9 protein-coding genes and 2 tRNA genes are annotated in these 13,867 nt (G+C 45.2%); 4 read left to right on the plus strand and 7 right to left on the minus strand.

Going from position 1 to position 13,867, the window contains the following annotated elements; translation table 11 throughout:
• Positions 1-148: 148 nt before the first annotated feature.
• Complete coding sequence (locus AACT19_RS14345) at positions 149-1,312, minus strand: threonine/serine exporter family protein (RefSeq protein WP_017058966.1); 1,164 nt, start codon at positions 1,310-1,312, stop codon at positions 149-151.
• Between the two features lie 524 nt (positions 1,313-1,836).
• Here AACT19_RS14345 and AACT19_RS14350 point away from each other — a divergent pair.
• From AACT19_RS14350 to AACT19_RS14360, 3 genes are all read left to right on the plus strand, one after another.
• A tRNA-Gly gene (locus AACT19_RS14350) sits at positions 1,837-1,911 on the plus strand.
• A 38-nt stretch (positions 1,912-1,949) separates the two neighbouring features.
• Positions 1,950-2,024: transfer RNA gene (locus AACT19_RS14355), tRNA-Gly, on the plus strand.
• Between the two features lie 324 nt (positions 2,025-2,348).
• Positions 2,349-2,606, plus strand: coding sequence for a hypothetical protein (locus AACT19_RS14360; RefSeq protein WP_017078262.1), 258 nt, complete (start codon positions 2,349-2,351; stop codon positions 2,604-2,606).
• 161 nt (positions 2,607-2,767) lie between these two features.
• On the opposite strand, the gene AACT19_RS14365 is transcribed toward AACT19_RS14360, so the two are convergent.
• From AACT19_RS14365 to AACT19_RS14390, 6 genes are all read right to left on the minus strand, one after another.
• Positions 2,768-3,253: a hypothetical protein gene (locus tag AACT19_RS14365; protein WP_076646886.1), complete on the minus strand. Its 486-nt coding sequence runs from the start codon at positions 3,251-3,253 to the stop codon at positions 2,768-2,770.
• 112 nt (positions 3,254-3,365) lie between these two features.
• Positions 3,366-3,950, minus strand: a complete 585-nt coding sequence (copI, locus tag AACT19_RS14370) for a copper-resistant cuproprotein CopI (protein WP_076646888.1) — start codon at positions 3,948-3,950, stop codon at positions 3,366-3,368.
• A 106-nt stretch (positions 3,951-4,056) separates the two neighbouring features.
• Positions 4,057-7,200 (minus strand): efflux RND transporter permease subunit, encoded by a 3,144-nt coding sequence (locus tag AACT19_RS14375; protein ID WP_076646889.1) that lies wholly within the window; start codon positions 7,198-7,200, stop codon positions 4,057-4,059.
• Entirely contained in the window at positions 7,197-8,939 is a 1,743-nt protein-coding gene (locus AACT19_RS14380; protein ID WP_076646891.1) for an efflux RND transporter periplasmic adaptor subunit, read from the minus strand. Before AACT19_RS14380 ends, AACT19_RS14375 begins: the two co-directional genes overlap by 4 nt.
• A gap of 11 nt (positions 8,940-8,950) precedes the next feature.
• Positions 8,951-10,393 carry a TolC family protein gene (locus tag AACT19_RS14385; RefSeq protein ID WP_076646893.1) on the minus strand — a complete coding sequence of 481 codons (1,443 nt, stop codon included), beginning with the start codon at positions 10,391-10,393 and terminating at the stop codon, positions 8,951-8,953.
• A 99-nt stretch (positions 10,394-10,492) separates the two neighbouring features.
• The gene (locus AACT19_RS14390) at positions 10,493-10,957 is read right to left on the minus strand and encodes a hypothetical protein (protein ID WP_017059270.1); all 465 of its coding nucleotides are present in this window, start codon (positions 10,955-10,957) and stop codon (positions 10,493-10,495) included.
• 233 nt (positions 10,958-11,190) lie between these two features.
• Between AACT19_RS14390 and AACT19_RS14395 the strand changes: the two genes are divergently transcribed.
• Positions 11,191-13,867 (plus strand): VCBS domain-containing protein (locus AACT19_RS14395; protein WP_207551968.1); only part of this gene is annotated, 2,677 nt, incomplete at its 3' end.

Here is a 13,867-nt window from a genome sequence, read left to right on the forward strand (position 1 = left end):
TGTTCCATTTTAATGGCTCTTGTTAGGCTTAGCGAGCATAAATCTAACAAGTTTTACGAAGAGTTAATTGTCTTAAAAAAGATCCGTACCTAAAACGAACAAACACAGCCGCTAAGCTGTGTTTGTTTAAAAATTTGAGAAGCGGAATTTAACGTTCGACTTTTGGTGAGTAAATCGAGTAAGCGGTGATTTGCCCTGCCACGATTGCAGAGAACATGAATAACGCCGACAAACCAATACTAGGAATAGGCAGAATCGACTGTTCAAACACCGACTGGCTGGCACTTACTAATACTCGGCTACCCGGAACCAAGATGATGATCCCTTGCACGATATAAATAGAGCCCGTGAGCTCCATCTTCTTGGCAATCCAAGTCCCGTACAAAGTAATAAGAACCGTCGTAACCCAAGTACCGACAACCCAACCACTATCAAAACCTAGATAGAACGGGCCCCACATACCGAGAACCGCTACTGGTAAACCAAGTAAGATGTCTTTAGGTCGCGCATTGAACATCACACCGATAGACACAGAGATCAGCACCAAGCCAGATATGTGCATCCACATCGGTACCGCATTTGTATAGTCGATGGAGACCGCTTGTCCCCATATCGCTTCACCGATGTTGAGCCCCATGATAATCCCGACAAACAGCTTAATCAGGGTTAAGGCGCTCTGCCCTAGCAAGCTGGTACCAGAAACCAAGTCATTAAACGCCAAACATTCTAGTGCGTTGGCTATGGATAACCCGGGGACAAACAGGACAATCGAGGCGATACACAATGCCCACACTGGTATCGGCAATCCTGTACTCGCCAAAAACGCCACGAAGATACCCGTTAACAATGCAGAGATGAATTCAACTGCGATAGCGCGACGTGAATGAAGAACTTGCTGACATACCCAAACCATCAAACCCAATAACGCAGAAAAACCCACTGCTTCCAACGTACTGCCCACCAGCATCAAATACGCAGGCGGAATACCCATATTGGCCAGTGCCGTCACAAATTTAGAGTAACCGACAGGCTCTGGTACAGGCTCACTGCTCGGTTGGTTAATACGAATGATGGTATTAGCCAACAAACTCAGGTTAATTGAAGCAGGCTTTAGACGCTTAAGAATCACAGCGTTGTTATCGTCTGGAAACTGATAATTGATCGCGGTTGGCGTTGCTTGGATCATCACATCCACACCATGCTTTTTAGCATAATATTGTGTATATTTTTCAAGCTTATACGGAGCGCAACCACTGCGGTGAAGAGTATCACCAATTTCAACAATTTTGTTAATTCGGAACTGAGAAGGCATGGGTATTTTAGGGGAGACAAAATGTGCGGCAAATGTACCAAACGATAGACGGAATGACGAGGCTTTTGCGTGAATTATCAACTGAACTCGTTACTTTTTTCTGCAAAGGCTTAGAAGTCTCTATAACTCTACTCATTTGGGATTAGTTTACTGAATGTTTTGACCGGCGAATAAGTTAAATTTATGCATTCAGATTGTTATTAATGAACGCCGAAACACGAATAAAAATCAGTTTATGTTAACACTCCAAATACCTTAATTTTTATTAGATTTATGACAACTGAGCACCACCAAAGCAGGTTTATAAATTAAGGTGGATTTATCGAAAAAAACGGCATGACATTTACTATTATTTCTCGCCCTCCTTTTTAGAGATTTTAGTCACATTTTATTCACTCTGAAAACGCCGAACATGATTGAAAAACTAGCGGTGTGGTGGTTATGCGAGCACTTAGAATAAAAATGAAAGAAAAAGGTTTCGTTTTCAGTTAGATGTGGCATTATCACTCTCGTTAAGACGATGTGCGTACATCGTATAATGGCTATTACCTCAGCCTTCCAAGCTGATGATGCGGGTTCGATTCCCGCTGTACGCTCCAGTCTTCTTGATGCCTCAGTCTTGCTATTAAGACAGTGTGCGTGCATCGTATAATGGCTATTACCTCAGCCTTCCAAGCTGATGATGCGGGTTCGATTCCCGCTGCACGCTCCAACTTCTCCTTAAGTGTCATTACATGTTTTCTTCCAGCGACACCCTATTCAAAAAACTTCTCCGTTAGTTAAATCCATAGTCATTAAATCTATACTGATTAAACTTATTTTGTTTAAGCTTGGATTGACGAATCAACGCTAATTGACTAACCAGAGCTATTAACTCCTTAAATCGCTTCGTATTTCTGACACCTTGCCCATTACACATTACAGATCAACTTTCAATGATTTTCAAAATTGTTCCAATTTAATAATCTTGGTCAATATCCGAAAAAACAGTTGTGTTAATGTGCGCGCATTAGCAATAACCCATAAATAATAAAAAATGTTTAAAAGCAATGAGTTAACAATTAATATCGATGCAATTAATGTCGCACTGTCAAAAGTCGAAAATGCGAACAAAATTCAGCTAGATACATTGAAAGGTTATGTGAACAGCGAGCCTGAACAGGCTGTACTGGCTTTTCGATCGCTTAATGAAGCAGAGTCAATCGATGACAAGTTTAAAAAGATCATGGCAGAGCTACCGCACCTGAGCGGCGAAGCACACCACTTGCTTGAAACTTCTATCTTGCTACAGTGATTCTAGCTACAGATAAGCCTCAGCCAATACAAGTTAGTTCATGCATTCCTGAACAGGTTGAGACTTATCTTTAACTGGTCACAATGTTTAACCAATGACTTAGCGGTCACACAAAGCTGTGCTGATAGGTTGAAATGAATTGGTGATGTAAGACCCTCGCATTACTCCCAGAAGTTCCACCACTTTTTGCTGTTTTCTTCACGCTGCTGTTGGCCTTTCTCTGACCCTTTTCCTTCTTCTTTACGCTCTTGCTCCGCTTTCTTGTCTTTCTGCTTTTCTAATCCCGACTTTTCTTCGTCATTATCCATATCATCTTCAAGCTTTTCTTTCTTATCTTTGAGCTTCTCTTTACTCTCTTCGAGGGCTTCTTTCTCGTCTTCCAAATCGTCGAGTTCTTTATCTAATTTCTGCTTATCTTTTTTGTTCTTACTTTTTTTCGCTTTCTTATTTTTCTCTTCGATCATTGAATCAAGCTGCTTCTCACGATCATCAATTTCGCCTTCAACTTTTTTAGCCTCAACGAGCGTTTTTACTTCTTCTAAATCGGGCTTACCTTTACCAGCCCACTCAGGTTTAGCAGCAATGCTGTGGGTCGACCACGTTATTAAAGCACCCGTTACTGCAAGTACTAGAACTGTCTTATTCATCCTTAAACCCCTATTCCTATAGTCTTTTAAAGCTAATACCTAAATAGCACTAAAACAAGGTAGCCATACCTAGCACTCATCCCTTTGAACTAGATATGGCTTGTGTCTCACCTTATAGCGTTAGTGCTTTGACCATACCCGCTTCAGCGTGACCAGGAATATTGCACGCGAACTCTACGTTATTATCACCATGGAAATGCCAAAGTATCTGTTTCGCTTTGCCCGGCTTAACTGTAACTGTGCTGCCCGAGTCATGAGCGTGATTACCCATGTTTTTCATCATTTCACGATGCTCTAACTGCTCTGAAGCAGAACCAATCGAGAATTCATGATCAATCTTGCCTGTGTTCATTACAACGAACTGCACCACGTCGTTCGGCTCAATATCAACCTTGTTCTTAAATGTGATTTTCATATCGTCACTTAACAGAACATGAACCACTTTATCCGGCTTTGCGTCTGTCGCAGGCATACCCACTTCAGACATGCCTTCCATATTCATCATCGAATGGTCCATCTTTCCATCCTTCATCATGCTGTGATCCATTTTTGAATGATCCATCTCTCCACTTTTCATCATTGAGTGTTCCATGCCTGAATGATCTTTACTTGAATGGTCAACAGCTGAATGGTCCATTTCAGCAAAAGCCGTTGCAGTAGTTAACATCAGTGCAATCGCAATAAGTGTCTTTTTCATGATCGTTCCTTAGATTAATTCAGTTATTTATTTGTTAGTTTCACATGTTCATGTGGTACGCCCTTACCCACTCTGTATTGGTAAGTAAGGGCTAATAATCAATACGTTATTTGTTTGTCTCGTTTTGGCTATGCGTAATCTCACGCTGTTTCCAGAGCTTAAAGATTGCAGGCAAAACCAGTAGGGTAAGCAACAGTGCCGACGCCATTCCGCCTATCATCGGCGCGGCAATTCGCTGCATCACTTCAGAGCCCGTTCCCTCGCCATACATAATTGGAATGAGGCCAATGATCACCGTAAGTACTGTCATCATCACTGGGCGAACACGCAGTCCTGCACCCTCACGAATCGCATCCGTTAAGTCTTCACTCTGAAGTGCTTGCTGGTTCTGCTCCGCATCCAATTTTTTGTAGTGCCATGCTTGATTTAGGTAGACCAACATAATGACGCCTATCTCAACAGCTACCCCGGCAAGGGCGATAAAGCCCACACCCACCGCAATCGAGAAGTTGTAATTGAGGACATGCATCAGCCATAGGCCACCAACCATCGCGAGTGGCAATGTCAGCATAATCATCATCACCTCACCGACACGGCGGAAGCTGAGGTAGAGCAATAACATGATGATGGCGATGGTAATTGGCACAACGACACTTAAACGTTCTTTGGCGCGCTCCATGTATTCGTATTGACCAGACCATGCCAATGAATATCCAGCAGGTAAGACGATTTGATCTGTAACGACTTTTTGCGCCTCTGCCACATAAGAACCAAGGTCGCGACCTTCGATGTCAACGAACACCCAGCCATTAGGACGCGCGTTCTCCGTCTTAATCATTGGTGGTCCATCTTCATAGCGAATATCTGCAACATCAGACAAAGCAATTCGCGCTCCATTTGGTGTCACTAACGGCAGGTTCTGCAACTTAACGACAGAATCACGATAGCTTTGTGGGTAACGGACATTGATTGGGTAACGCTCTAGCCCCTCAACGGTTTCACCCACGTTCATGCCACCAACCGCAGTCGAAATAACCTGTTGCACTTCTTTAATGCTCAAGCCATATCGTGCAGCAGAAAGACGTTTGATATCTATCGTGACATAGCGACCACCAGCCACACGTTCGGCATACACAGAAGCCGTACCGCTAACACCATTTAAGATAGGTTCGAGCTGAGAGCCAATGTCCTCTATAACACTCAGATCTGGCCCTGCTATTTTGATTCCGATTGGCGTTTTAATACCGGTCGCTAACATGTCGATCCGAGTCTTGATTGGCATAACCCATGCGTTAGTCAAACCGGGGAATTGAATCAGAGCATCAAACTCTTTTCGTAGCGACTCAGTAGTGACACCGTCACGCCATTCATCTCTTGGTTTAAGCTGAATAACCGTTTCAATCATAGTCAGTGGCGCAGGATCGGTTGCTGTCTCTGCTCGACCAATTTTGCCCCACGTGGTTTCGACTTCTGGAATGGTTTTGATGAGCTTGTTGGTTTGTTGCAACAACTCACGAGCCTTACCTATTGAGATACCCGGATACGTGGTTGGCATGTACATCAAATCCCCTTCGTCCAAAGGAGGGATGAATTCACTACCAAGCTTACTGGTTGGGTAATAAGCAGACGCCATTAAGCCAAGTGCGATAACAATCATCACCTTTGGATATTTTAGGCTGAGATTTAGAAGCGGCTTGTACATCGCCACTAGGCTGCGGTTTACTGGGTTTTTGTGTTCAGGTAGCACGTTGCCACGAATGAAGTAACCCATTAGCACAGGCACAAGCGTGATAGCCAAACCGGCTGCAGCGGCCATTGCATACGTCTTGGTAAACGCAAGTGGCGAGAACATCTTGCCCTCTTGCCCTTCTAGCGCGAACACAGGCACAAAACTCAAGGTAATGATAATCAGAGAGAAGAACAGCGGCGCGCCAACTTCTTCTGCTGCCTTACCAATCACTTGCCAACGGTTTTTGTCAGTGAGCGGAGTCCGTTCAATGTGTTTATGAACGTTCTCGATCATCACTATGGCACCATCCACCATGGCGCCAATCGCAATCGCGATCCCGCCAAGAGACATGATATTGGCGTTAATACCCTGCCAATGCATCACAATGAATGCACCTAAGATACCAACAGGCAGACTTAGAGCGATAACCAGCGATGAACGGATATGGAACAAGAACAGCGCACATACGACGGCGACCACGATGAACTCTTCAGCCAGCTTCTTCCAAAGGTTTTCAACGGCTGAATCAATCAAAGTAGAACGGTCATAAGTTGCGACAATCTCGACACCATCAGGTAAGCCAGCTTGCAGTTCAGCGAGCTTGGATTTCACCGAGTCGATCACTTCACTGGCATTTTCACCAAAGCGCATCACAATAACGCCGCCAACCGCTTCACCCTCACCATTGAGTTCCGAGATACCACGACGCATTTGTGGGCCAAGGTTAATGTCAGCAATGTCACCTAATAGCAGCGGAGTACCTTTGTCGGTCACTTTTAGCGGCAGAGATTGAATATCTTCGATGCTTGTCAGGTAACCGGTCGTGCGAACCATGTGTTCGGATTCCGCAATCTCAACAACAGACGCTCCTGTTTCTTGATTACCATCTTGGATTGCCTTGTTGACTTGCTGAAGCGTCAGGTCATATGCACGTAACTTGGCCGGATCAATCTGTACTTGATACTGCTTCACCATGCCACCAACGGTCGCCACTTCAGACACGCCTTCTACAGTTTGCAATTCATACTTCAAGAACCAATCTTGCAAACTACGAAGTTCCGCTAAGTCGTGCTGACCTGTTTTATCTTGCAACACGTAGCTGTAAACCCAGCCCACACCGGTTGCATCTGGCCCTAATGTTGGCTTAGCACTCGATGGCAAGTTAGGTGCAACTTGGCTTAAGTACTCCAACACTCGTGAACGCGCCCAGTACATATCGGTATCGTCATTGAAGATGATATAGACATAGGAATCACCAAAGAACGAGTAGCCACGAACTGTTTCAGCACCCGGTACAGCTAACATGGCGGTGCTCAATGGATAGGTCACCTGATCCTCGACCACTTGCGGCGCTTGCCCCGGATAACTGGTTTTGATAATTACCTGAACATCTGATAAATCTGGAATGGCATCGACCAGTGTATTTTTAACGCTGTATAAGCCGCCAAATACGATGGCTGCAGTAGCAACTAGCACTAAGAAGCGGTTGCTAATAGACCAGCGAATGATTGCATTGATCATAGTTCGCCCTCACCCGTGCTATTCGTCGGTTCGAGAGATTTGAGCACATAATCAGAACCTTGCTTCGCAACTAGAAACCGAATGGTTTGACCCTCGGCAAACTCAGATAAATCAAGGTCATCACTGGCTTGGAAATTCATTTCACCCGCTTTCCAATTCCACTCAGGGACTGGCTGATGTTTTACGGTGATCATGCCAAAATCTGCCATCAACATAGTGATGTCACCTGTTACCCAAACTTCGCCAGCGATCTTGTGTTTGTTGACCTTGTAATCAACAACCTCGTACTGCCCTGACTCTGTCTTTCTCATCTCAAAATCAATCGCCTTACCACGTTGCACGTCACTCATGTCCAAGCCTTCCGCAAAGGTAAAATTCATCACCATGCCCGGCCAATCCCATTCAGGAACAGGCTGATGGTTAATCGTCACCATGCGACTGCCTTGCATAACATCGGAAATTTCACCGTTTGCCCACACGGTTTCAGCTTCTTCCTCAACACCATTGATGCGTGACAGATCAGCAGATTGGCTCGATTCAGAATCCAACATGAAGTGCGCAGAAGTGACAATGTTTTCGCCTTGCTCTAGCCCTTGAAGCACCTCTGTTTTTTCGCCAGCTTCACGACCAACCTCAATACGAGCAGAGCGATACTTGCCAGAACCTTCTGACATCACCACTCGAGTCATACCACCGGAGTGAATCACCGAAGATCTTGGGATAGTAAGAACGGCTTCATCACTGATGGGTTTCAGCGCAATATTGGCAAACATATTTGGCTTAAGCTCGCCATGGGGATTGGAGAACTTCAAACGAACGCGCAAAGTTCGAGTTTTTGGGTCAAGGATTGGGTACACGTAATCGACATTACCCAACCACTCTTTGCCGGGAATGGCATCTAGCGTCATCACCGCATTGCTGCCTGACGAGATCCAATGCGCTTGGCGCTCAAACACCTCTGCATCAACCCATACTTCGCCTAATGGGCCAGCACTGATCACCGCTTGTGCAGGTGAAAGATAACCACCTTCTCGGATATTCAGGCTTGCGATGACACCATCGGCTGGCGCTTTGACTTCAATGGTTTGCGAGGCTTTGCCTTTGCGCGTAATAGCGCGGATTTGAGTCTTATCAACACCCAAGGTAATTAGGCGTTCAGTCGAGCCCTTGATCAAACCTTTACGACCCGTTTTATAAGCACTGATCAACTCTTCTTGTGCTTTAACAAGCTCTGGAGAATAGAGTGTGAAAAGCACATCACCTTTGTTTACCTTCTCACCCACTGAGTTGATGTAGAGCTTCTCAACCCAACCAGCTGCTCTTACGTTGGTTTGCCACAATGTACTTTCATCGAACGCCACATAACCCACGGTTTCAATCCGAGGAGACAGCGCTTCGAACTTAACTTTCGCTGTTTTGACACCCAGATTATTTTCTACCGACGAATCAATGAACACGGTACCGGGCTCATCTTTTGCTCCGCCGTTCACATCGTCAGCATACACAGGGATAAGATCCATCCCCATTGGTGACTGGCCCGGCTTATCACGCTGATAATTTGGGTCCATCGGAGCCACCCAATACAAAGGTTCATCCTTGGTTTGTTTACTTACTTCGGCATCTGTACTCGTTGCCATTGCTGACATGTCGTGTGCTGGATTAATTAGAAAATGGTTCACACCAAAACCCAATGCGCCACCGACCAATAAAGCGATTGTTGCTACTTTTACTGAACTCATTGTCTATTCCCTTATTGATTGGCTGTGTGTTTAGTTGCGCTTGAATTGAGTTGTGGTTGGTTTACTTGGTATTCAAAGCCACTGACTAACGCTGCCAGTTTGCTGTTAACGATGTTGAGATCGGTGATCAAACGTTGTTGCTCTAACTTAAGCGCCAGCTCATCGGTCGTTGCTAAAATGACATCGTTAAACTGAGCGGTATTGTTTTGATAGCCCCTCTCAACCGCGCTGATTCGCGCTGCGGTTTGAGGAAGCAAAGACGTTTGATAGCGATCTAATCGCTGGATCAGATTTGATCTGTCCACCAGCAATGCGTTCACTTGCGCGTTCATTTGAGAAAGTAAGGTGTCTTTTTGAGATTTAGCCGCACCAACTTGATACTGAGCAGCCGATAAGTTTTTATCTTGTCGGTTCCCTGTAAACAACGGGATGTCCACTGTCAGATAAGCACTCACCAGATCAGAAGCTGGTTCACCCGCCATGTTATTGGCTTGACGGTGTGCATACATCACTTCCACCCCAAACTGCGGGGTATAAGCTTGCTCGGCTAACTCAACCTGAGTTTGATTGGAGGAAATACTGACATCGGAGATCTTAACCAAAGGATGGTCAGTCAGTAGCTGGTAGTGCTTAGTTGAATCGATATTCGTCGCTAATTTGCTTTCCAACAACGACCAATCGATTTGGTTAGTTGCATTCAGTGTGCCCTGAGAATCAAGAACCTGAGAGCCTAGCCAATCAGAACCCAACCATTCAGAAAGCTGAGAGATTAGACGACGCTGAACCTGCTGGTTTGCCTGAAGTTTCTCATCAAGCTTGCTCACTTGGAGCTGAGCATTAAGCAGATCTTGCGCTTCACTTTTACCAATCGAGTAATTGGTTTGTACATAGTTTTCAAGCTCAACCAACAAACGACGATTTTGACGAATCACCGACTCAGCCTTTTGCTGATAACCTAACTCAAGCCAAAGCTGCGTCATGCTATTCGCAACCGTCAATTCTCTTGCTTGCACCTGCAAAGCTAAAGCATCAGCCTGCTGGCCTGCCTTTTTCTGTTGGAGGTTAAGCGTATCGCCACGCTCAAACTGCTGCATCAGCCCTACCGATATATTGGTCATCGGGTCTTCATCGAATTGAAAGCTATCGACAGGCAAACCGCCAAATCCAACTTTCAATTTCGGGTCCATTAAGGTCGAGCTGGCAATGCCCGTTTCTCGCATCGCTTGAGACTGAGCAAAGTACTGTTTGCGATTTCCATCTTCGCTTAACGCTATCTCAATCAGTGTATTGAGTTGCTGCGTCGAGCTTGCTTGGTCATGTGCTGAAATGTGTTGAGCATTTGAAGCTGACGCCGTGGTAGCCGCGAGCGTAGCACTTGAAAACAAGGCCATAGGCAAGGCAGCAGCAACCACTAAGCTCGTGTTCATGACAAACACAGAGGTTGTTGGTTTCATATTCACAATGAATGTCCATATCTAGCGCTAATTAGCGCATAAAAAAGAATGGCTTATCAGATTTATCTAACTGATATAGCTGTATTTTTAGATATAGATTTATGCGGAAGGTGGGCGTAGCAAAGATTGAGCGCGTGCGACTTTCTGGCCAATCGTGACCGATTGAAAACGAGCTAATGAAAAGGAAAGTTGATCAACGGCTTGAACAGCCTGAATTGGATAGGGACTTGCAGAACACATTGAGGCACAGCAATCGGCACTCGAACAATGGTTACCCATCATCGGACTGCCGTCTTCGCTCATTGAAGACATATCGAATTGAGCCATCAAAGCATGGGCACTCATGTTAGAGTCTTCAGCGTGTACTTCTTCACTCATCACATGACACCCTGCCATTGAATCATTAACCGAAGTATCGCTGTGGTAACAAGCCGACTTGCTCGACCCCATTTCCATCATCATTACTTCAGTCATCAAGGCTGAGGAGCTTGAGGCATAGCTAGACATCAACATCGCAATGATGCTGAAAACAATAATCCAAGTTTTTCGGAATGTGTTTGTCATAGCTTACCTTTGAATTTACAACGCAACTATAAACGTTCCCCTTAGGGTAAGGTCAATGCCATTGTGCCGATATTTACCTGACCGTTGAAAAAGTATTCATCCTCTCTTTCATCAAAATGAGATAATTCTTCGACTTTGCAGTTTTTTCTTTAAAAATTATCCAATTAGCTAGCGAAACCTCTATCTGTGTATTTTACTTAAGATAGTGCAACCACGATTCACGGATGATAAAAATGGCTAACAAAAAGAACGTCAAAGCAAACAAGAAAAATACAGAAATCAAAAATAAGAAAAGTAACGAGCTAGAACAAAAGAAACCAACACAAAAAAAGAAGCGCAGACTGCATTCACATCTAAAAGTGAATATCCCACTTTTTCAGTCACTCATGATGATTTTGCCATCATTGGCTAAACACGCTGCTGCAGAAAGTATAGACAATGCCAGCGACGCTGCAGATCAAGTAACCGCAAATAACGTGACCGAAAAAGATGTCACCGATGACCATAGCAAGGCAGACTCATCAGCGGTTGCTCTCCAAGAAGCTCAGACGAGTGACAGCGACGTAAACTCCACCTTAAATGCAAGTCATGCCCCCCATGGTTCGAGCTCTCACTTGGTTCCTTCTCATCATTTGTCGACGCTTTCTCACCCGCAAGTCCATTACATTCCTTCGGTATCGATGCCGACTATCTCCTCAGGAAGTAACGGTCAGCCGACTCATTCAAATGCGCCGACGACACCCGCTTTACCCGTCACCTTCATGCCAGAAGTCATAAAAGGTACGTACGGAGAGCTTCATGTTGATGCAAATGGTCAATACACATTCATATTGAATCCAAATTCTCCTCAATACATCCTGTTAAATCAGCACCAACCAGGTACTGACCATTTTGCGTTACATCTATCTAATGGCTCGAGCATCATTGTCCAGATACCAGTAACAGGTAAGCAAGACACGCCAAGTATTTCTGGAGACTTAACAGGTGTCGTAACAGAAGATCACAATATTGATTCACAAGGCTTGTTACATGCGAACGGCAAAATCGATGTCATAGACCCTGACCAAAATGAAAGTTCGGTTACACCGGAAGTTATCTCAGGTAAATATGGTTCATTAACTATCGATGCTGATGGACATTGGCAGTATCAAGTTGATAACTCGCTCTCTAATGTTCAAGCTTTAACCGCAGCCACTTCACTGCATGAAAGTTTCACAATTCACACCAAAGATGGCACACCGCAAACGATCGATATGACGATTGGCGGGAACGACGACAATGCCTTTATCACAGGTGTGGATGCAGGCACGTTAACTGAAGATTTAACGACACAAGTTCAAGGGCAGCTTTCGGTAACAGATTCAGATCTTGGAGAAGATCATTTTCAGGCATCACAAGTAACTAGCAATTTCGGTACGCTAAGCATCACTAAAGACGGTGCGTGGACATACAATTTAGACAACAATAACCCAGTAGTTCAAAGACTTGGCCAAGGTTCAACTGCGACAGACATCGTCACTGTTCACTCAGCTGATGGTACAGCGCATCAAGTTATGGTTACGATTAATGGCACCAACGACCATGCGGTAATCACGAGTAGTACAGCAAATTCACCAAGTTCGTTTTTCGCTATCGGGAAAAGTAATGGCTCAAGCCAAGTTACTGAAGATAAAGACCTAACGGTTTCGGGCCAACTCAACATCACCGATATCGACTCAAAAGAGGCGCATTTTTCTAATTCCGACCTCAAGGGGACACTGGGTACTTTACACCTTAAAGACAATGGCGATTGGAGCTATGACCTAGATAATAAAAAACCACAAGTTCAGGCTCTTGGTAAAGGTTCTTCGACAACAGATATCATAACCATCCATTCCGCCGACGGCACTCCTCATCAAATCACTATTACCGTTAACGGCACCAATGATAAAGCCGTGATAAGCGGAACCAGTGCCGGCGTGGTAACCGAAGAGTCCCAACTTCAGACCTCGGGCACACTTGCGGTAACGGATGTGGATACTGGCGAGGCACACTTCTCCAACACCGATATAGTAGGCTCGTTTGGTACGCTTCATCTGACTGATACTGGTTCTTGGACGTACGATCTTGATAATACAAATCCTAACGTTCAAGCATTGGGCAAAGGAGCAACCGCTACCGACACCATCACCGTTCATTCTGCTGATGGCACGCCGCATCAAGTGACTATCACAGTAAATGGCACTAATGACGCAGCTACTGTCAGCAGTGCGACCGTTGCCATCTATGAAACCGACAAAGCAGTCACGACTTCAGGAACATTAACCAGCACCGATGTCGATAATCCGGATAATGCGTTCACTCCAGATTCCATTACTGGCACCAACGGCAACCTCACCATTGGTGCTAATGGCCAATGGACCTTCACCGCCAACAGCGCGTTTAATCAACTAAACGTCGGCGATAAAGTCGAAGAGACCTTCACTGTATCGTCTATTGATGGCACACCTTCGACCATTAAAGTCACGATTAACGGCACTAATGACGCCGCTACTGTCAGCAGTGCGACCGTTGCTATCGATGAGACAGACAAAGTGGTAACGACATCAGGAACATTGACTAGTACCGATGTAGACAACCCAGACAACACGTTTGCGCCGGATTCTATTTCAGGCACAAATGGCGACCTCACCATTGATGCCAATGGTCACTGGGTGTTCACCGCGAGCAGCGCGTTTAACCAATTAAACGTCGGCGATAAAGTCGAAGAGACCTTCACTGTCTCGTCCATCGATGGCACACCTTCCACCATAAAAGTCACGATTAACGGTACTAACGACACCGCTACTGTCAGCAGTGCGACCGTCGCCATCGATGAGACTGACAAAGCGGTAACTACCTCAGGTACGCTAACCAGCACCGATGTCGATA

The organism is Vibrio sp. 10N.222.47.A9 (assembly GCF_963872585.1).
In the GTDB taxonomy this organism is placed as follows: Bacteria; Pseudomonadota; Gammaproteobacteria; order Enterobacterales; family Vibrionaceae; genus Vibrio; species Vibrio splendidus.